A 17,600-nucleotide genomic window follows, 5' to 3' on the forward strand; every position below is an offset into this window, starting at 1 on the left:
AGGCCCTCCCAGCAAGCACCCGCAACACCAAGACGCGATCGCCAGCGCTCAGCGCCGCGACCGCCACGCAGCCAGCAGCACCGCGGTCGCGGCGGCGACGTTGAGGCTTTCCACCCGCCCGGTGCCGGGAATCGACAGGCGCCGGTCGCAGGCGGCGGCCAGTTCGCGGTCCATGCCTTCGCCTTCGGCGCCGAGCACGTAGATCAGGCGCGGCGGCAACGGCGCGGCGAACACGTCCTCGCCGCCGCCGACCACGGTCGCGGCCAGCTCGAAGCCGGCGCCGCGCAGCTGGGCGACGGCGTTGTCGCTGCGGCCCAGGCGCACCATCGGCACCGCTTCGGCGCCGCCCTCGGCCACGCGCGCGGCCGCGCCCGACAGGGCCAGGGTCGAGTCCTTCGGCAACAACACCGCGGCCACGCCGAAATGCGCGGCCGAGCGCAGGATCGCGCCGAGGTTGTGCGGGTTGCCGACGCCGTCGAGCCACAGAGCCAGCTGCGGCCCCGCGGGCAAGTCGCGCAGCCAACTCGACAGCGGCGCGGGTTCTTCGCGCAACACTTCGGCGACCACGCCTTCGTGGTGGCCGCTGGCGGCGAGTTTGTCCAGGTCGGCGCTCTCGACCACGCGATAGCCGACGCGGTTGGCCACGCACCAGGCCAGCAGCGGCTGCAGTTGCGGGATGCGCGGCGCGTCCAGGTACAGCTTGCGCAGCGCCTGCGGCCGCTGCGCGAACACCGCGCGCACCGCGTTCAGGCCGTACAGGCGGATCTCGGCGTCGCGACGGGCGCGCTGCGGGTGCGGCGCGCCGGCGGCTGCGTCGCCCTGGTCGTCGTCGTCGTGGCGGCGATAGCCGCGCTCATGACGCTCGTGATGGCGGCCGCGCGGGCGCTCGTCGTGCTCGACCTCGTCGTGGCGCGCGCGCTGGTCGCGGCGCTGCTCGCGCGAATGCGGGTGATGCGAGCCGCCGCGTTCGCGCCACGGGCCCTGCCCGTCGCCGCCGGCGGGCGCGCCGGCGCCGCCCTGACCGCTGTGAGCGCCCGGGCCGCCTGGGCCGCCTGGGCCGCTCTGACGGCTTTGGCCGCCCTGGCCGGGGCCGCCATCGCCCCTGGGCGCGCCCGGTCCGCGCTGCCCGCCGCCCGCGCCATAGGGACTGCCGGGCGGCTTGCGCGGGCCGCGCGGGGGATCGTCACGTCGCATCTTGCAGGCTCCTTCTCGCCTTCGCGAACACACGCAGGTCGTGCACGTGCCCGTGCTTGTACACGGCGCAACGCTGCACGCCCTCTTCTTCGAAACCGTTCTTCAACAGCACCCGCGCCGAGGCCGGATTGTCGTCGAGCACCATCGCGCACAGCCGGTACAGCTGCAGCCGCTGCATCGCCCACGGCGCGAACGCCGCGATCACCCGGGTCATCAGCCCCGCGCCCCACAAGCGCTGCCCGAGCCAGTAACCGAATTCGGCGCCGTGGCCGCGTTCGCCGCGTCCGGGGTGCGCGCCGATGCCGCCGACCGCGCGGCCGTCGACTTCGATGGCGAACACCGGATGCTCGAGATCGATGACCTGGCCTTCGAGAAAACGCTCGCCGTCGGCGCGCGTGTACGGGTACGGGAAACGGTCGCTGAGCGCGCGCGAGACCTGGGCGTCGTCGGCGTGGACGAGCAGGCTGTCGAGGTCGTCGCGACGCCAGGGACGCAGCACGAATCCCTCGCCCTGCGGCGGCGGGAGGGTGGCGGGATCGGGGTTCATGCGGGTAGCCTAATTTCGCCGTCGCCGCGCTGCAAACGCCGCCGCCGCGGCACGGCCAGGAGCGGCGCATGCGGACCTACCCGATCGAAGAAATCCACAGCGGCGAAGACGACGGCTGTCTGTGGGTGAGCCTGGGGTTCGCGTCCGAGCACCGGCCGCTGGACGTGCTGCACATCGTCTGCGGGCTGCGTCCCGACGCCCAGGACCGCGCCCTGGGCATGGCCGCGATCTACCTGGAACGCGACGACCAGAGCCGCGGCGGCTATGCCGGCGCCGACCGCATCCATGCCGGCGAACAGGCGGTCGCGCTCGAACTGAACGACGACGGCCGCCGCAGCCTGGAATTCGACGCCGCGCTGCGGCTGACCTGGGCGGACGCGCAGGCCGGCAAGCGCGAGGCGCTGGCGATTCTGGCGCGCATGAGCGGATACGAGTGCGGGCGCGTGGTCGAGTGCGAGCCGGCGGCGGGCGCTGCCCGCACAAGTACAAGCTCCAGCACAGGCACAGGCACAGGCACCACCACAGCCTGACGGACCTGTCCGCGTCCCCAGCCGGCGGCATCGCATATCGCCGCACCCGCGCCGCCTCAGCGGCCGCGCCTAACGTTTCCTCTCCCCGGATTTACCGACATGAAGATGTACATCCTCGTCCGCGACGACGTGCCGCTGGGCTTCGCCATGGTCGCCGTCGCCCATGCCTCGCTGGCCGCCTACCTCAAGTTCCGCGACGCGCCGGAAACCGCGCAATGGCTCGACGGCCCGTTCTTCAAGGCGGTGTGCAAGGCCAATGCCCGCGAGTTCGAGAACGCCAAGGCGGTAGAGGACCATGTGGTGCTGACCGAATCGGCGCTCGGCGGGCGCGAGGTCGCGATCGCGTTCAGACCGCGAGAGGAGTGGCCGAAGATGTTCAAGTTCCTGCGCCTGTACAAGGACGCCTGACCGCCCGTTTTCTCCCTGTAGGAGCGGCGCGAGCCGCGACCGCGACAACTCAACTACGACGAAACCGACGGCGTAATCGCATTGTCGCGGTCGCGGCTCGCGCCGCTCCTACAGGGGCTGTCGGGATTACGCGTGGCCGCCGGCTTGCGGAGTGTCCTGCTCCAGCCGCTCGAGTTCCTGCGCCACCGCTTCGGGCGATTTGGTGAACCGCGCCAGCAGCACGTAGAACGCCGGCACGATGAACAGCGACAGCAGGGTCGAGAACGACACGCCGAAGATCACCACGATGCCGATGGTCGCGCGGCTGGCCGAACCGGGACCGCCGGCCAGCACCAGCGGCACCGCGCCGACCACGGTGGCGATCGAGGTCATCAGGATCGGGCGCAGGCGCACCGCCGAGGATTCGACGATCGCCTGGTGGATGCTGCGGCCTTCGTCGCGCAGCTGGTTGGCGAATTCGACGATGAGGATGCCGTTCTTCGCCGCCAGCCCGACCAGCATGACGATGCCGATCTGGCTGAACAGGTTCAGCGTACCGCCGGTCATCCACAGCCCGAGCAAGGCGCCGAGCACGCCCAGCGGCACGGTCAGCATGATCACGAACGGGTGGATGAAGCTCTCGAACTGCGCGGCCAGCACCAGGTACACCACCAGCAGCGCCAGGGTGAAGGTCATCAGCACCGCGCCGCCGGCCTTCTGGTATTCGCGCGATTCGCCCTTCCAGTCGATCTGCGCGTGCTCGGGCAGTTCCTCGGCGACGACCTGGTTCAACCACGCGATCGCCTCGCCGACGGTGTAGCCCGGGGCGACGCCGGCGCTGACGGTGATCGCGCGCAGGCGGTTGAAGCGGTTGAGGCTGCCGGCTTCGGCCAGTTCCTTCAGTGTCACCAGATTCGACAGCGGCACCAACCCGCCGTCGCGCGCGCGCACCTGGATCGCGGCGAGGTCGGCCGGCGAGGCGCGCAGGTCGCGGTCGGCCTGCACCATCACGTCGTACTCCTCGCCGTTCTGGACGAAGGTGGTGACCCGGCGCGAGCCCATCAGGGTCTCCAGCGCGTGGCCGATGTCGGTGACGCTGACGCCGAGGTCGGCGGCGCGCTGGCGGTCGATCTCGACCCGCATCTGCGGCCGGGTTTCCTTGTAGTCCGAATCGGCCGAGAACAGGCCCTTGTTCTGCTCGATCCGGGCCAGGATGCGGTCGCGCCACTGCGCCAGTTCGGCGTACTCGGGGCCGCCGAGCACGATCTGGATCGGCTGGCCGCGGGTGCGCACCAGGCCGCCGCCGACCTGCGGCAGCGCGCGCACGCTCGGCAGCGCGCCGAGTTCCGCGCGCAGGCTGTCGGCGACCTGCGCGGTGCTCTTCTCGCGCCGCTTCCAGTCCTGCAGGAACACCGCGATGCGGCCGGTGTGCATCTCCTCGCTGGCGCCGAAACCGCCGGGCACGCGAGGGTTGTAGCGCTGGATGGTCTGGTCCTGGCCGGTGTGGGCGGCGACGATTTTCTCGACTTGCTGCACCTGCTTGACGGTGTAGTCGAAGCCGGCGCCTTCCGGGCCCTGGATCGAGATCTGGAACGAGCCGCGGTCCTCCTGCGGCGCCAGTTCCGACGGCACCAGCTTGAACAGGCCGAAGCTCAGCGCCAGCGCCGCCAGCAACAGCGCGCCGAACAGCCACGGCCGCTCGACCGTGCGGTCGAGCAAGCCGCGATAGCCGTTGGACAGTGCGTCCAGGCGCGCATTGATCCAGCGATTGACCGGATTCGATTTTTCCTGGCTGTGCGGGCGCACGAACTTGGACGACATCATCGGCGTCAGGGTCAGCGCCACGAACGCCGACAGCGCGACCGCGCCGGCCAGCGCCACCGACAGTTCGCGGAACAGCCGTCCGGTATTGCCTTCCATGAAACCGACCGGCAGGAACACCGCCACCAGCACCGCGGTGGTGGCGATCACCGCGAACGCGACCTGCTTGGTGCCGCGCGCGGCCGCGACCAGCGCCGGCTCGCCGAGGTCGGCGCGGCGCTGGATGTTCTCCAGCACCACGATCGCATCGTCCACGACCAGGCCGATGCACAGCACCAGCGCCAGCAGGGTCAGCAGGTTGATCGAGAAGCCGAACGCGTACAGCGGAATGAACGCGGCGATCAGGCACACCGGCACCGTCACCGCCGGGATCAGCGCGGCGCGGAAGCTGCCGAGGAACAGCCAGATCACGATCAGCACCAGGACCACGGCTTCGACCAGGGTGTGGTAGACCCGCTCCACCGCCGATTCGATGAACACGGTGGTGTCGAAGGCGACGAAGATGTCGGTGCCTTCGGGCAGGGTCGGGCGGATCTTGTCGGCCTCCGCGCGCACCGCGCGGGCGACGTCGAGGCTGTTGGCGGTGGACGTCTTGACGATGCCCAGGCCGATGTTGGGCTCGCCGTTGCTGCGGTAGTAAGCGCGGCGCTCGGCCGACTGCAGCTCGATCTTGGCCACGTCGCCGAGCCGCACCACGTAGCCGTCGGCGCCCTTCTTCAGCGGGATCTGGGCGAAGTCGGCGGGCTTCTGGTAGCTGCGCGCGACCCGCAGGGTGAAGTCGCGCGATTGCGATTCGATCCGGCCGGCCGGCAACTCGACGTTCTCCGAGCGCAGCGCGTTCTCGACTTCGTTGACGGTGATGTCGCGCGCGGCCAGCGCGTCCTGGTTCAACCAGATGCGCATGGCGTAGCGCTGCTGGCCGCCGATGCGGACCTGGGCGACGCCGTCGACCGAGGACAGCCGGTCCACCACGTAGCGGTCGGCGTAATCCGACAGCTGCAGGGTGTCCATCTTCTTCGAGCTCATGTTGAGCCACAGCACCGGGTCGGAGTCGCTCTCGACCTTCTCCACTTCCGGCGGATCGGCCTCGTCGGGCATGCGGTCCATGACCCGGCTGACCGCGTCGCGCACGTCGTTGGCGGCGGCTTCGATGTCGCGCTGCAGGGTGAACTCGATGCTGACCGAGGCGCGGCCGTTGACGCTGCGCGATTCGATGGTCTCGATGCCCTCGATCCCGGCGAGTGCGTCTTCCAGCACCTGGGTGATGCGGGTTTCCACCACCGCCGCCGAGGCGCCGGGATAGGTCACGTCGACCGAGACGATCGGCGGGTCGATCGCCGGCAGCTCGCGCAGGGTCAGGCGCGAGAACGCCATGATCCCGAGCACGATCAGCAGCAGGCTCATGACCGTGGCGAACACCGGCCGGCGGATGGAGACGTCGGACAGCATCATCGCCGCGCGCTCCCCTTGCCCTTGCCGCCGCCGTCGCCCTGGGCCGCGCCGCGGCGCGCGTGCGGGCCGCGCCGGGCGGGCACGTAGACCGGCGCGCCGGGCTTGTCTTCAGCCTCGCCCCCGGCGGACGCGCGCGGCTTCAACCCGGGCACCACCGCGCGCAGCCACTTCAGCAAGCCCGCCTCAGCCATTGCGGCCGTCCTTCGCGGCGCCGGACGGCGCGCCGGCTTCGCGCGCCGGCGCGCCGGCGGCCTGCACCTTGCTGCCGGCGCGCAGCTTGCCGGTGCCGTCGACGACGATGGTGTCGCCGACCGCGAGGCCGTCGAGGATCTCGGCCAGCCCCTGCCGGCGCGAGCCGACCTGGACATCGGCGCGCTCGACCGTGGCGTCGGGCTTGAGCCGGTAGACATAGGAATCGTTGCCGACCTGCACCACCGAGATCTCCGGCACCAGCAGCGCCTGCCGCTCGGGCTGGATCAGGGTCACCTGCACCAGCATGCCCGGGCGCAGCAGGTGGCCGGGATTGGCGAAGTCGGCGCGCACGGTCACCGCGCGGGTGGTCGGGTCCACGCGCGCATCGACGGTGCCGACGCTGCCGTGGAATTCCTTGCCGGCATAGGCCGCGCTGGTGCCGGTCACGTCCTGGCCCTTGGCTACGCGCGCGAGCAGGGTCTCGGGCACCGGGAAGTCGATGTAGACGCGCTCGGTGTCGTCGAGGGTGGCGATCGGCGTGCCCGGGGTCACCAGCGCGCCGGGGCTGACCTGGCGGATGCCGAGCACGCCGGCGAACGGCGCGCGCACCTGGCGATCGCCGATGTCGGCCTTCATCTGCTCGACCCGCGCGCGGGTGGCGTCGCGGGTGGCGCGCTGGGTGTCCAGGGCCGAGCGCGCGATCAATTGCTGCGCGGCCAGCTCGGTCTGGCGCTGGTAGAGCTGCTCGGCTTCCTTGGCGGTGGCCTCGGCCTGGGCCAGCGCGGCGAGCTGGGCCTTGCCGCTGAGGGTGACCAGCGACTGCCCGGCGGCGACGTGGTCGCCGCTGTCGAAGTGCACGCTCTGCACGATCTCGCTGACCTTGGCGGTGACCGTGACCGACTCGCGCGCCTTGACGTTGCCCAGCGCCTGCACGGTGTCGTTCCAGGCGCGCAGGCGCACCGGCTCGGCGGTCACCGGGATCGGGCGGTCGCCCTGGCCGCCGCCGGGCCCGCCGCCCGCTCCGGCCTGCGGCTGGCCGCCTTTGCCGCACGCCGCCAGGGCCAGGGCGAAAGCGAGGAGACAGCCGGAACGAAGGGCGGGACGTGGTCGCATGCGGATCTCTGAACGGGGCTGGCGAGTGCTGGCGTGGACGGCATAGCGGCGCCTCTCCCCAGGAGCGCCGCACGCACCGTCCGCGCGGACGGTGCGTGCCATGCGGTTTGCGCGACCTGCGTTGCCGCAGCCGGTGGCGCCCAGGCCGCAGGGCGGTGAAGCCGCGCGATTCTAGCCGCGGACTGTGAACTCGCGCGTGGGCCATTGGTTGACCGCTTCGCCCCGGATTCGGCAAACCGTCCGCTCCGGCGCGCGACCGCGGCCGGCGACGCCGCCGCGCAGCGCGGCCGGGGGCATACTCCAGACTTTCCCCCACGGAGCCGTCCCATGATCTACGACAGCATCCTGCAGACCATCGGCCGCACCCCGGTGGTGCGCCTGCACCGCATCGCGCCGGGCCATGTGGCGCTGTACGCCAAGGTCGAGGCGTTCAATCCCGGCGGCTCGGTCAAGGACCGGCTGGCGCTGGCGATCGTCCTCGACGCCGAGGCGCGCGGCCTGCTCAAGCCCGGCGACACCGTGATCGAGGCGACCTCGGGCAACACCGGCGTGGCCCTGGCGATGGTGTGCGCGGCGCGCGGCTACCGCTTCGTCGCGGTGATGACCGAGACCTTCTCGATCGAGCGGCGCAAGCTGATGCGCGCCTACGGCGCCAAGGTCATCCTCACGCCCGCGGCCGAGCGCGGCAGCGGCATGGTCCGCCGCGCCGCCGAGCTCGCCGAGCAGCACGGCTGGTTCCTGGCCCGCCAGTTCGAGAACCCGGCCAACCCGGCGTTCCACCGCAACACCACCGCCGCGGAGATCCTGCAGGACTTCGCCGGCCGCCGGCTCGACCATTTCGTGACCGGCTGGGGCACCGGCGGCACCCTCACCGGGGTGGCGCAGATGCTGCAGTTGGCGCGGCCGGAGGTGCGCGTCACCGCCTGCGAACCGGCCGGCGCGGCGCTGCTGTCGGGCAACGCCTGGGCGCCGCACAAGATCCAGGGCTGGACGCCGGACTTCGTCCCGGCCGTGCTCGACCGCGACGCCGCGCACGAGATCGTGCCGGTCGACGACGTGCTGGCGCGCGACACCGCGCGCCGGCTCGCCGCCGAGGAAGGCATCTTCGTCGGCATCTCCGCCGGCGCGACGATGGCCGCGGCGTTGCAGGTCGCGCAAGGCGCGGACGCCGGCGCGGTGGTGCTGGCGATGCTGCCCGATACCGGCGAGCGTTACCTGTCGACGTTCCTGTTCGAAGGCGTCAACGAAGGCAGCGACGAGGAGTGGCTGGCGTCGCTGGAATGACGCGGCGCGGGGCTTCGGCGGTGTCGCCGTAAGCGCGGTGTCGCGGTCGCGAACGAACCGACCGAAGCCCCTGCAGGAGCGGCGCAAGCCGCGACCGCGCCACGACGACGGCGGCGAAACCCACGCGACCGCCGTCCGCCTACGACCGAACGCTCACCACAACACCCACGCCACTGCCAGCGCCGCGACCGCCGCCAGCAACGCCCACGCCACCAGCTTGCCGTTGTTGTCGCCGCGCACCACCGTCGATCCGGCGGCGGCGCCGCGGCCGCGACCGCCACGCTTGCGCGCGATCTCGTAATCGCCGATGCGGCGCAGCGCCTCGGTCGCGGTCGCGCCGTACTTGCGTTCCAGCAGCTGCCAAGCCGCACCGCGGTCGCCACCTCGCAGCAGCGATGCCACGTCCGCGGGCAGTTCGCCCGGCGCGGACGCCGCGGCATCCGGCTGCGCTGCATCGGCATCGATACCGACGTCCGCGCCGACGTCTCCGCGCAGATGCGCTTCCACCCGCTGCTTGGCCGTGCGCAGATCGACATCGTGCGCGAGGCGCACCAGCTTGATCGCCTCGATGATCTGGCCGCGCTGCAGCGCTTCCAGCGCGGCCGCCGGCAGGCCCGCGGTTTCGCGCGCCTCGCCGGCCGGCGAAGACAGCGACGCCGCGGAACCGGCCAGCAACGCGTCCGTGCGCGCCTCCACCGCGTCCTTGGCCGCGCGCAACGACGCGCCGGGATTGGCGTCGAGCACCGCCTTGATCGCCTCGACCTTGCGCTGGCCGCGGATCAGCGCGTCGGCGCGCGTAGGCACGAACAAACCCGGTTCCAAGGACATCGCGGCGCTCCCTGCGGATGGACGCGCCCAGCCTAGCCGCGCCCGACCGCCGGCGCCACGGCGCTCAGCGCGAGGCCAGCGCCAGGCGCGCGCCGAAGCCGAGCATCATCGTGCCGATCACCCCGTCCAGCGCGCGCGCGACCCTGGCGCTGCGCATCGCCCCGGCCATGCGCGCCGACCCGATCGCGACGATCGCCAGCCACACCGCGCCGATGGCGTAGTGCAGGCCGATCATCAGCATCGAATCGCGCGCCATGTGCGGGCCGGGCGCGAGGAACTGCGGCAGGAACGCGAGGTAGAACATCGCGATCTTCGGGTTCAGCGCGTTGGTCAGCGCGCCCTGGGCGAAGGCGCGCCACAGGCTCGATGCCGGCGGCGCCAGTTCCAGCTCCAGTGCCGGCGCGTCGGCGCGCGGCCGCAGCGCCGCGCGCAGGGCCCTGATGCCGAGGAAGGCCAGATAGAACGCGCCGAGCATCTTCACCGTCCAGAACGCGCGCTCGGAATACATCAGCAACTGGGTCACGCCAAGCGCGAACAGGGCCACGTGGAACAGGCCGCCGCTGGTGGTGCCGGCCGCCGCGGCCAGGCCGCGGCGCGCGCCGCCGGCGACCGCGTTGCCCATCACCAGGAAGGTGTCCGGGCCGGGCATCAGCGTAAGCATCAGCGCGGCGACGGAGAAAGCGAGCCACTGGGTTTCCATGAGGGGTCCGGTCTGGCTTGGCGGGGAATCGAAGCGCCGAAAACGAAAAACGCCGGCGCGAGGCCGGCGTTTTCGGAGGCTGCGGAAGCGACAGCTTACGCCGCCGACTTCCACTGGCCCAGCGCCGCCAGGCCGTTGGCCTTGGCGCGCTCGTACACGGTCTGCTGCGCCTTGGCGTAGTTGTTCACCAGGTCCTGCGACCACAGCTTCAGCGCCGCCGACTGCATCGCGCGGCCGTAGGAGAACGACAGCGGCCACGGGTTCGGGCCCATCTGGTTCATGGCGTTGAGGTGGGCGGTGGCGTCCTCGTCGGACTGGCCGCCGGACAGGAACACGATGCCCGGCAGGGTCGCCGGCACGGTCGACTTCAGGCACTGCAGGGTCGCCGCGGCGACGTCCTCGACGCTGGCCTGCTCGGCGGCGGTGGTGCCCGGCAGGACCATCGAGGCCTTCAGGATGGTGCCTTCCAGCAGCACGCTGTGCTCGTACAGCGCGCCGAACAGCGAGCGCAGGGTGACTTCGGTGACTTCGAAGCAGGTGTCGATGTCGTGGCTGCCGTCCATGATGACTTCCGGCTCGACCATCGGCACCAGGCCCTGCTCCTGGCACAGCGCGGCGTAGCGCGCCAGCGCGTGGCTGTTGGCTTCGATGCAGGTGCCCGAGGGGATGTCGTCGCTGATGTTGATCACCGCGCGCCACTTGGCGAAGCGGGCGCCGAGCTTGTAGTACTCCTCCAGGCGCGCGCGCAGGCCGTCGAGGCCTTCGGTGACGACTTCGCCCGGGAAGCCGGCCAGCGGCTGCGGGCCCTTGTCGACCTTGATGCCCGGGATGATGCCGTGATCGGCCATGTGCTTGGCGAACGGCACGCCGGCCTTGGTCGACTGGCGCAGGGTTTCGTCGAACAGGATCGCGCCGGAGATGTAGTCGCTCAGGTTCGGCGTGGCCAGCAGCAGCTCGCGGTAGGCGCGGCGATTCTCTTCGGTGTTCTCGATGCCCACCCCGGCGAAGCGCTTGGCGATGGTGGTCGTCGACTCGTCGATCGCGATGATGCCCTTGCCCGCGGCGACCATGGCCTGGGCGGTTTCGGCAAGCTGTTCGATGCTCATGGAGATCCTGCGGCAGCGGTGGGAAGCCCGCGATTATAGCCGCTGGCGGTGAACCTTGCCCCTCGCTGCGCCTTCCGAATCAGGTACTTGCGCCCAGTTTCGGCGGTAACCGTTTTCAAGCGCGACAGGTCATCAATACCAACGCGCGCCGCCGCGCGCGGCGGCGGCCCGTTCAGTCGGCGCCTCGGCGCGGCGCCGCCACGCCCCGTCGCGATTGCGCGCGCCGGCCGCAACGCCTAGCCTGCGCACCCAAGATTCGCCGCCAAGGACTGCACCGATGCCGTTGTTCGCCCGCTCCCTGCCGCAGGTCGCCCTGCTCGCCGCCGCGCTCGCCGCCGCCGGACTCGCCCATGCCGGTCCCGCCGACGACGAATTCGCCGCAGCCGTCGCCGCCTGCAAGGCCGCGCCGAAATCCGGCACCCGCTATGTCGCCGTCACCGGCGCGTTCATGCGGCCGGTGCCGCGCGCCGACGGCGGCGTGGTCGCGCGCATCCCCATCGCCGCGGCGGTGACGCTGGAATGCGAGCGCGACGGTTGGGTACGCGGCACCTCGGAACTGCCGCAGCCCTCGGTCGGCTGGATCCGCGCCGACCTGCTGCAGGCCAAGGCGCCGACCCTGGCCTCGCTCAACGCCGACTACGCCGCGGCCGCGCCCGACCAGCGCAAGACCGTGGCCGAGCGCATCGTCGCGCTGGCGCCGTACCAGGCGCCGGGCCACCAGTTGCTGATCGACACCTTGAGCAAGGCCGGCGACGCCGAAGGCGCGCGCAAGGCCGGCGAATTCCGCGACCGCATGCTCTCGCCCAAGCCCGAGCGCCTGAGCGGCGAACCCAAGCTGCTGTTCGTGGTCGAGCGCGGTTACGCCGCGCCGCTCGCGCGCATCGGCGACGACGGCCGCTTGCAGGACGCCGACGCCAGCACCCGCTATTTCCCGCCGCTGCGCGGCTTGTATTTCTTCCGCCGCGGCGGCGCCGACGGCATCGCCCAGGTGCTCGACGTGGCGCTGTCCGACGTCACCGGCGAGGCGCACGTGCGGATCGCGCCGGCCACCGCGCGCAGCGACGATGCCCGCGGCCTGGCGACCAACTTCCCCGCCACCTCGGCCAAGCCGGTCGCCGACGCGGCGGCGCCCGCGGCCGCGCGCAAGGCCGCCGAGGACGCGCTGCGCGCCGGCCTGCGCCAGCAGAAGGTCGAGCGCGCGCAGATCGAACGCGCGCTCAAGGCCAAGCCCGACCACGAACGCGACCTGGGCATGGAGCTGCACAGCTTCGAGGCCGGCAGCGCCGGCCCGATGGCGATCGCCACGGTGGTGTGGAACCTGCCGGTCGCCGGCCCGGACCAGGTCGAGACCAGCGTCGCCGCCTCGGCGATCCTGGAAGGCGACGGCAAGGGCGGCTACCGCGTGGTCGGCAGCCAGAGCAGTAGCAACGGCGGCGACATGCTGGAATCGCCGCGCTTCTTCGACCGCCTCGACCTCGACGGCGACGGCGTGCCGGAGCTGATCTTCCAGGTCGGGCAGTACGAAGGCGTGGACTACCAGGTCTGGTCGCGCAAGGGCGGCCAGTGGAAGAAGGCCTACCAGGGCGGCTACGTCGGCGTCTGAGCGCTGGCGTTGCGGCCGGTCCTTATCGGTCGGCCCATCGCGTGATTCCGGCGAAAGCTGGAACCCGGTTTGATCAAGCGGTACGACGGAACCGGTTGGTTCCGTCGTAGTTGCGTTGTCGCGGTCGCGGCTTGCGCCGCTCCTACAGGGAGCTCCGGCGACAACGCCCCTGCTCCGTCATTCCGGCGAAAGCCGGAACCCATTTCGATCTCGCTTTCGCGGTTGCCCAGGCGAAGGAAGGCGACTACGACGGAACCAGGAGGTTCCGCCGTAATCGCATTGCCGCGGTCGCGGCTTGCGCCGCTCCTACAACACGCTCCGGCCGAAGCGCTCAGCCGTTGTAGGGCTGGAACTTATCGCGCGGCAACAGGCCTTCGAGCGTGGCGATCGAGGCACTGCCGACCTGGCGATGCAGGTCGGCATTGGGCCGGTAGTGGCCGCTGTCGTTGCTCCAGCGGGTGATCTCGCCGTCGCGGAACGAAACTTCGCCCGCGTAGTAGACGTCGCCGCCGCGGGAAATGGCGGTGTGCCCGCCGGTGGCGCGCTCGCCGATCCACACCTGCGAGGGATTCGACACCGGAATCACGAACACGAAGTCGCCGTTGGCCGCGGCGCGCTGGCCCGTGCTCGGGTCGGTCAGGTGATAGCGGCCGTCGCCGTCCTTGCCCAGTTCCTGGTGCGGCTGGCGGCCGCGCACGTCGTCCTGGTTGCGGATGCGCTCGACGTCGGGCCGCTGCGGGGTGGCCGCCAGTTGCACCATGTTGTCGACGCGATCGTCGATCAGCGGCCTGAAGCGGGCTTCCGCCGCCGCCGGGATCGGGTTCTTGACCAGCGCGTTGAGCTGGCTGGCGGCGGATTCGATCCCCGACCAGTGCTTCTCCTGTTCGCGCGCGCGCTCGGCGTTGACCTGCGGCCCTTCGGGATGGGCCGCGCGCCGCGAGGCGGCGTTCTCGCGTTCGGTCGCGACCTCGCCCCTGTAGGCGTCCATCGCGCCCTGCACCACTTCGCGGTAACGCTGCATGCGCTGCTCGGGAGTGAGATCGGCCTGCGCGGGCTGCGGCGCCTGCGCGCCGGGCTCGGCCCACTGGCCCGGGCCGTTGCGCTGCCAGTCCAGCGCCGGACCCTGCTCCGGGCCCGCCGGCTGTTGCTGCCGCGCGTGGCGGTCGCCGAGGTGTTCGTTCAAGGCCCTGACGTCGTAGCTCGGGCCGGCCTGTTCCGGCGCGGCCTGCGCCTGTTGCGGCTCCTGGCCCTGTTCTTGTTCCTGTCCGGAAATGCGCAGTTTCATGCTCTGGACTCCTGTGGGGGAAGAAACACGCGAAAACGCGAACGCACCGGCCCTACGGGCCGGCGCGATGCGATCGGCGACGGTCGCGGCGCGACCGCGCGGCTTACAGTTCGCCCAGTCCTTCGGCGCTGCCGCCGTCGCCCACCTGCAGCAGGCGCAGGGTATTGGTCGCGCCGTGCTGCTCCATGGTGTCGCCGCTGGTGAAGATCATCCGCTCGCCGGCTTCGAGCATGCCGGCGTCGAACAACTGCTTGACCACGTTGCGCGCGGCGTCGCGCGAGGCCATGCCGCGGCTGTCGAAATCGATCGGATAGACGTCGCGCATCAGCGCCATCTGCCGGCGCGCGCCGGCATGGCGCGAGAACGCGTAGATCGGCGCGTTCGAACGGAAGCGCGAGAGGAAACGCACGGTGCCGCCGGATTCGGTCATCGCCACGATCGCGCGCACGCCGATGTGCTCGGACAGGAACATCGCCGCCATGGCGATGGCTTGGTCGGCGCGCTGCAGGTTGCGCGGCGCGGCCTCGAAATCGGTGTCGTGGTCGAACTGGCGCTCGGCGCCCAGGCAGATGCGCGACATCGCCTCGACCGCCTTGACCGGATAGCGGCCGGCGGCCGATTCCTGCGACAGCATCACCGCGTCGGTGCCGTCGATGACCGCGTTGGCGACGTCGAGCACTTCGGCGCGGGTCGGGATCGGATTGTCGACCATCGACTGCAGCATCTGGGTGGCGGTGATCACCACCCGGTTGCGCGCCAGCGATTCGCGGATGATCTTCTTCTGCAGGCCCGGCAGTTCGGCGTCGCCGATCTCGACGCCGAGATCGCCGCGCGCGACCATGACCACGTCGCTGGCTTCCACGATCTCGGCCAGGTTCTCGATCGCCTCGGCGCGCTCGATCTTCGACACCAGCGCCGCCTCGCTGCCGGCGGCGCGGGCGATGGCGCGGGCGTCGTTCATGTCCTGCGCGTTGCGGCAGAACGAGACCGCGATGAAGTCCACGCCGATCTGCGCGGCCACGCCGATCAGTTCCTTGTCGCGTTCGGTCAGCGCGCCCAGCGACAGGCCGCCGCCGAGCTTGTTGAGGCCCTTGCGGTCCGACAGCGCGCCGTCGTTGAGCACGGTGGTGACGATGCGCTCGCCTTCGACCGCGCCGACGCGCAGTTGCAGCAGGCCGTCGTCGAGCAGCAGCACGTCGCCGGGGGCGACGTCGCCGGGCAGGCCGAGGTAGCTCACGCCGACCTCGCGCAGGTTGCCCGGCGGCGGATTGTCCTTGGCGATCAGGTCGAAACGGTCGCCGGCCTTGAGCAGTACGCGGCCTTCGGCGAAACGTTCGATGCGGATCTTCGGGCCCGGCAGGTCGGCGAGAATGCCCACTTCCACCCCGACCCGCTGCGCCGCCTCGCGCACCGCTTCGGCGCGCGCGACCTGCGACGACGGATCGCCGTGGGAAAAGTTCAGGCGGACCACGTCGACGCCGGCCTTGAGCAGGGCGTCGAGAACGCCCGGCGGATCGGTGGCCGGGCCGAGCGTGGCGAGGATCTTGGTGCGTCGCGGACTGTGGGACATGGCAGACTCTCTGGACTGCCGGCCACGCTAGCATAGCTTGGCTGCATTGCGCGGGCCCGGCGGCGCAGCGGCCGGCACGCGCAAACGCCGTATATCGCACTGCGCGCGGCGCATACCGCGGCGCATGTCACCCTTCCGCACCGCACCGCCGCGCGGCCTCGCCGCGACCGGCTCCACCGCCTTCCGGACGCACCATGCCCTTGCCTCTTTCGCCGCATAGCCAGGCCATCGCCGACTTCCTCGCCGCGCTCGACGGCTTCCCCGTGCTGCAGGGGCCGCGCGTGCGCCTGCGCGGCCCGCGCGAGGACGACGCCGCGGCGTTGTTCGCGCTGTTCGGCGATGCGCGGGTGACCCGCTTCTGGAGCCGGCCGCCGATGCAGGACATCGCCGAGGCGCGCGAACTGATCGAGCAGATCCACGCCGGCATGCAGGCGCGCAGCCTGCTCAACTGGGCGATCGCCGACGAGAACGACGCGCTGGTCGGTACCTGCACGCTGTTCCGCTTCGACGCCGCGCACCGCCGCGCCGAACTCGGCTACGCGCTGCATGCCGACCATTGGGGCCGCGGGCTGGCGAGCGAGGCGACCGCGCTGGCGCTGGATTGGGCGGTCGACCGCGTGGGCCTGCACCGCATCGACGCCGGCATCGACCCCGACAACCAGGCCTCGCGCGCGCTGCTGCACCGCCACGGCTTCCTCACCGAAGGCCGGCAGCGCGAGAGCTTCTTCGTCGGCGAGCGGGTCACCGACAGCGAATTGCTGGGCTTGCTGGCCAGCGACTGGCGGCAACGGCGCGCGACGGCTGCCGCGGCGTTGCGCTGAGCCATTTGCAGAGCCGCGCGCATCCAGCCGCACGCTCGAGCCGCCGCGAATCGGGCGCAGCTTCATGCGCCGACCGCGATGCCGACCGTAGGAGGGACTTCAGTCCCGACGCTTTGCGCTCAGGCGACGCGAAGCGGCCGGCAGAGCATCGGGACCGAAGCCCCTCCCACCCAGCCGATCCCCTGGCGATCCGCTCCTGGCCCCTCCCCTGAACACTGGCCCGCGCGGCGATCGCAACGCGGGCGCGGCCGCGGACGCGCGCCGCCTCGTCGCGGCGGCGGCGTCCGCGAGCGGCGGGCGGACGGTCAGCTTTCGACCGCGCAGCCCTGGGTGAAACGCTTGTTGCTGCCGCTGGTGTCGCCCCAGCGGCCGTCGGCCGCGCCGCAACCGGCGGTCCAGCGGCCGATCTGCGCGCCTTCGGCGTTGTAGTAGGTCCAGGTGCCCTGCCAGCTGTTGGCCAGCGCGGCGAACGACATCGTGCCCGCCAGCGCCACGGCGAAGGCCGCGGAGAAGAATCCGATACGACGCATGTGCCTGCTCTCCCGAGTTCGCGGCGCTCATTCGCCGCGCAAGCACGCTAGCCGAGCGCGGTCGCGCGGTGTGCGAGCGGCTGTCACCTCGGATGTCATGCCGTTGCGTAAGCGTGATTGGCTTCGCTTTTGGCGTTTTTTGGCCGCGGCGCAAACGGCGGAAGGGGCCGCGGTCGCGCGGCCGGGCGCGCGAGAGCGCGCATGACAGCGCGGACGCGGCCCCTCTTCCGCGCGGGCCCGCTTACAGGCAGATCGTCGGCGAATCCTTCCAGCGGTTGGTCCTGACGCCCCACTGGCTGAAGTGCACGTTGTCGCAGTCGTTGACCCAGCGCCCGACCAAGTGTCCCTGGTCGTCGTAGAAGTCGCGCTGGTAGCCCGGCGCCAGCGGCGGATACTGCGGGATCGATACCGCGCTGGTCGCCATCAGCGCGACCAACAGTCCCAGTGCGGCGGCTTGAAGCTTGCGGCTCATCGCTCGTTACTCCGGTGCGCGGCCTCCTTGGCCGCGAGCGGACGCTAGCATGCGTGCGGCGCGCGCCGCGCCCGACCGCGCCGTGATCGCAGTCGCGAAAACGCGCCGGTGCTCGGGCCCCGGCGACGGACGGACGACCGGTTCGGCCGGGCCGCGATCGCCAAC

Annotated in this window: 17 protein-coding genes and 1 pseudogene; 6 read left to right on the forward strand and 12 right to left on the reverse strand. The window is 71.4% G+C overall.

Going from position 1 to position 17,600, the window contains the following annotated elements; translation table 11 throughout:
- Window positions 1-48: 48 nt before the first annotated feature.
- Together RDV84_RS01645 and RDV84_RS01650 are read right to left on the reverse strand one after the other, a co-directional pair.
- Window positions 49-1,194, reverse strand: a complete 1,146-nt coding sequence (locus RDV84_RS01645) for a TrmH family RNA methyltransferase (RefSeq protein ID WP_309152259.1) — start codon at window positions 1,192-1,194, stop codon at window positions 49-51.
- Window positions 1,184-1,741, reverse strand: coding sequence for a GNAT family N-acetyltransferase (locus tag RDV84_RS01650; RefSeq protein WP_309152260.1), 558 nt, complete (start codon window positions 1,739-1,741; stop codon window positions 1,184-1,186). Before RDV84_RS01650 ends, RDV84_RS01645 begins: the two co-directional genes overlap by 11 nt.
- Window positions 1,742-1,809: 68 nt before the next feature.
- Between RDV84_RS01650 and RDV84_RS01655 the strand changes: the two genes are divergently transcribed.
- Both RDV84_RS01655 and RDV84_RS01660 read left to right on the forward strand, forming a co-directional pair.
- Window positions 1,810-2,271 (forward strand): Imm10 family immunity protein, encoded by a 462-nt coding sequence (locus RDV84_RS01655; protein ID WP_309152261.1) that lies wholly within the window; start codon window positions 1,810-1,812, stop codon window positions 2,269-2,271.
- Window positions 2,272-2,370: 99 nt separating this feature from the next.
- On the forward strand, window positions 2,371-2,679 hold the full coding sequence (locus tag RDV84_RS01660; RefSeq protein ID WP_309152262.1) for a peptidyl-tRNA hydrolase: 309 nt from the start codon (window positions 2,371-2,373) through the stop codon (window positions 2,677-2,679).
- A gap of 126 nt (window positions 2,680-2,805) precedes the next feature.
- Here the strand turns inward: RDV84_RS01660 and RDV84_RS01665 are convergent, their stop codons facing one another.
- Genes RDV84_RS01665 through RDV84_RS01675 form a run of 3 tightly spaced genes read right to left on the reverse strand, consistent with a single transcriptional unit; the run spans window position 2,806 to window position 7,236 of the window.
- Window positions 2,806-5,931, reverse strand: a complete 3,126-nt coding sequence (locus RDV84_RS01665) for an efflux RND transporter permease subunit (RefSeq protein WP_309152263.1) — start codon at window positions 5,929-5,931, stop codon at window positions 2,806-2,808.
- Window positions 5,928-6,122, reverse strand: a complete 195-nt coding sequence (locus tag RDV84_RS01670; protein WP_309152264.1) for a hypothetical protein — start codon at window positions 6,120-6,122, stop codon at window positions 5,928-5,930. The genes RDV84_RS01665 and RDV84_RS01670 overlap by 4 nt, the downstream gene beginning before the upstream one ends.
- Window positions 6,115-7,236, reverse strand: coding sequence for an efflux RND transporter periplasmic adaptor subunit (locus tag RDV84_RS01675; RefSeq protein WP_057946445.1), 1,122 nt, complete (start codon window positions 7,234-7,236; stop codon window positions 6,115-6,117). The genes RDV84_RS01670 and RDV84_RS01675 overlap by 8 nt, the downstream gene beginning before the upstream one ends.
- Before the next feature lie 327 nt (window positions 7,237-7,563).
- Between RDV84_RS01675 and cysK the strand changes: the two genes are divergently transcribed.
- Window positions 7,564-8,520 carry a cysteine synthase A gene (gene cysK, locus RDV84_RS01680; RefSeq protein WP_309152265.1) on the forward strand — a complete coding sequence of 319 codons (957 nt, stop codon included), beginning with the start codon at window positions 7,564-7,566 and terminating at the stop codon, window positions 8,518-8,520.
- 153 nt (window positions 8,521-8,673) lie between these two features.
- On the opposite strand, the gene RDV84_RS01685 is transcribed toward cysK, so the two are convergent.
- The 3 genes from RDV84_RS01685 to RDV84_RS01695 all read right to left on the reverse strand — a co-directional run bounded on the left by RDV84_RS01685 (window position 8,674) and on the right by RDV84_RS01695 (window position 11,154).
- Entirely contained in the window at window positions 8,674-9,348 is a 675-nt protein-coding gene (locus RDV84_RS01685; protein WP_309152266.1) for a hypothetical protein, read from the reverse strand.
- Window positions 9,349-9,412: 64 nt separating this feature from the next.
- A complete protein-coding gene (locus tag RDV84_RS01690; protein WP_057946442.1) occupies window positions 9,413-10,048 on the reverse strand; it encodes a LysE family translocator in 636 nt (211 codons plus the stop codon).
- A 95-nt stretch (window positions 10,049-10,143) separates the two neighbouring features.
- On the reverse strand, window positions 10,144-11,154 hold the full coding sequence (locus RDV84_RS01695) for a class I fructose-bisphosphate aldolase (RefSeq protein WP_057946441.1): 1,011 nt from the start codon (window positions 11,152-11,154) through the stop codon (window positions 10,144-10,146).
- A 277-nt stretch (window positions 11,155-11,431) separates the two neighbouring features.
- Between RDV84_RS01695 and RDV84_RS01700 the strand changes: the two genes are divergently transcribed.
- Window positions 11,432-12,757 carry a hypothetical protein gene (locus RDV84_RS01700; RefSeq protein ID WP_309152267.1) on the forward strand — a complete coding sequence of 442 codons (1,326 nt, stop codon included), beginning with the start codon at window positions 11,432-11,434 and terminating at the stop codon, window positions 12,755-12,757.
- Between the two features lie 331 nt (window positions 12,758-13,088).
- Here RDV84_RS01700 and RDV84_RS01705 read toward each other — a convergent pair whose 3' ends face one another.
- Together RDV84_RS01705 and pyk are read right to left on the reverse strand one after the other, a co-directional pair.
- Window positions 13,089-14,042: a hypothetical protein gene (locus RDV84_RS01705; protein WP_057946439.1), complete on the reverse strand. Its 954-nt coding sequence runs from the start codon at window positions 14,040-14,042 to the stop codon at window positions 13,089-13,091.
- A 103-nt stretch (window positions 14,043-14,145) separates the two neighbouring features.
- Window positions 14,146-15,612, reverse strand: a complete 1,467-nt coding sequence (gene pyk / locus RDV84_RS01710) for a pyruvate kinase (protein ID WP_057946438.1) — start codon at window positions 15,610-15,612, stop codon at window positions 14,146-14,148.
- 194 nt (window positions 15,613-15,806) lie between these two features.
- Between pyk and RDV84_RS01715 the strand changes: the two genes are divergently transcribed.
- Together RDV84_RS01715 and RDV84_RS25680 are read left to right on the forward strand one after the other, a co-directional pair.
- Complete coding sequence (locus RDV84_RS01715) at window positions 15,807-16,433, forward strand: GNAT family N-acetyltransferase (protein ID WP_057946437.1); 627 nt, start codon at window positions 15,807-15,809, stop codon at window positions 16,431-16,433.
- Window positions 16,434-16,511: 78 nt separating this feature from the next.
- A pseudogene (locus RDV84_RS25680) lies at window positions 16,512-16,598 on the forward strand (DUF6053 domain-containing protein); the annotation flags it as partial.
- Between the two features lie 140 nt (window positions 16,599-16,738).
- Here the strand turns inward: RDV84_RS25680 and RDV84_RS01720 are convergent.
- Window positions 16,739-16,963 carry a DUF6289 family protein gene (locus tag RDV84_RS01720; protein ID WP_057946436.1) on the reverse strand — a complete coding sequence of 75 codons (225 nt, stop codon included), beginning with the start codon at window positions 16,961-16,963 and terminating at the stop codon, window positions 16,739-16,741.
- Between the two features lie 241 nt (window positions 16,964-17,204).
- Window positions 17,205-17,435: a DUF6289 family protein gene (locus tag RDV84_RS01725; RefSeq protein WP_057946435.1), complete on the reverse strand. Its 231-nt coding sequence runs from the start codon at window positions 17,433-17,435 to the stop codon at window positions 17,205-17,207.
- Window positions 17,436-17,600 lie beyond the last annotated feature (165 nt).

It is taken from the genome of Lysobacter yananisis (assembly GCF_031199375.1).
Classification (GTDB): Bacteria; Pseudomonadota; Gammaproteobacteria; order Xanthomonadales; family Xanthomonadaceae; genus Lysobacter; species Lysobacter yananisis.

Excerpts from the sequence above, each read along its gene's own strand:
- RDV84_RS01725 (WP_057946435.1), bottom strand. The coding sequence starts at position 17,435 with ATGAGCCGCAAGCTTCAAGCCGCCGCACTGGGACTGTTGGTCGCGCTG.
- RDV84_RS01655 (WP_309152261.1), top strand. The coding sequence starts at position 1,810 with ATGCGGACCTACCCGATCGAAGAAATCCACAGCGGCGAAGACGACGGC.
- RDV84_RS01700 (WP_309152267.1), top strand. The coding sequence starts at position 11,432 with ATGCCGTTGTTCGCCCGCTCCCTGCCGCAGGTCGCCCTGCTCGCCGCC.
- RDV84_RS01665 (WP_309152263.1), bottom strand. The coding sequence starts at position 5,931 with ATGATGCTGTCCGACGTCTCCATCCGCCGGCCGGTGTTCGCCACGGTC.
- RDV84_RS01690 (WP_057946442.1), bottom strand. The coding sequence starts at position 10,048 with ATGGAAACCCAGTGGCTCGCTTTCTCCGTCGCCGCGCTGATGCTTACG.
- pyk (WP_057946438.1), bottom strand. The coding sequence starts at position 15,612 with ATGTCCCACAGTCCGCGACGCACCAAGATCCTCGCCACGCTCGGCCCG.
- RDV84_RS01650 (WP_309152260.1), bottom strand. The coding sequence starts at position 1,741 with ATGAACCCCGATCCCGCCACCCTCCCGCCGCCGCAGGGCGAGGGATTC.
- RDV84_RS01660 (WP_309152262.1), top strand. The coding sequence starts at position 2,371 with ATGAAGATGTACATCCTCGTCCGCGACGACGTGCCGCTGGGCTTCGCC.
- RDV84_RS01695 (WP_057946441.1), bottom strand. The coding sequence starts at position 11,154 with ATGAGCATCGAACAGCTTGCCGAAACCGCCCAGGCCATGGTCGCCGCG.
- cysK (WP_309152265.1), top strand. The coding sequence starts at position 7,564 with ATGATCTACGACAGCATCCTGCAGACCATCGGCCGCACCCCGGTGGTG.
- RDV84_RS01645 (WP_309152259.1), bottom strand. The coding sequence starts at position 1,194 with ATGCGACGTGACGATCCCCCGCGCGGCCCGCGCAAGCCGCCCGGCAGT.
- RDV84_RS01705 (WP_057946439.1), bottom strand. The coding sequence starts at position 14,042 with ATGAAACTGCGCATTTCCGGACAGGAACAAGAACAGGGCCAGGAGCCG.
- RDV84_RS01675 (WP_057946445.1), bottom strand. The coding sequence starts at position 7,236 with ATGCGACCACGTCCCGCCCTTCGTTCCGGCTGTCTCCTCGCTTTCGCC.
- RDV84_RS01670 (WP_309152264.1), bottom strand. The coding sequence starts at position 6,122 with ATGGCTGAGGCGGGCTTGCTGAAGTGGCTGCGCGCGGTGGTGCCCGGG.
- RDV84_RS01720 (WP_057946436.1), bottom strand. The coding sequence starts at position 16,963 with ATGCGTCGTATCGGATTCTTCTCCGCGGCCTTCGCCGTGGCGCTGGCG.
- RDV84_RS01685 (WP_309152266.1), bottom strand. The coding sequence starts at position 9,348 with ATGTCCTTGGAACCGGGTTTGTTCGTGCCTACGCGCGCCGACGCGCTG.
- RDV84_RS01715 (WP_057946437.1), top strand. The coding sequence starts at position 15,807 with ATGCCCTTGCCTCTTTCGCCGCATAGCCAGGCCATCGCCGACTTCCTC.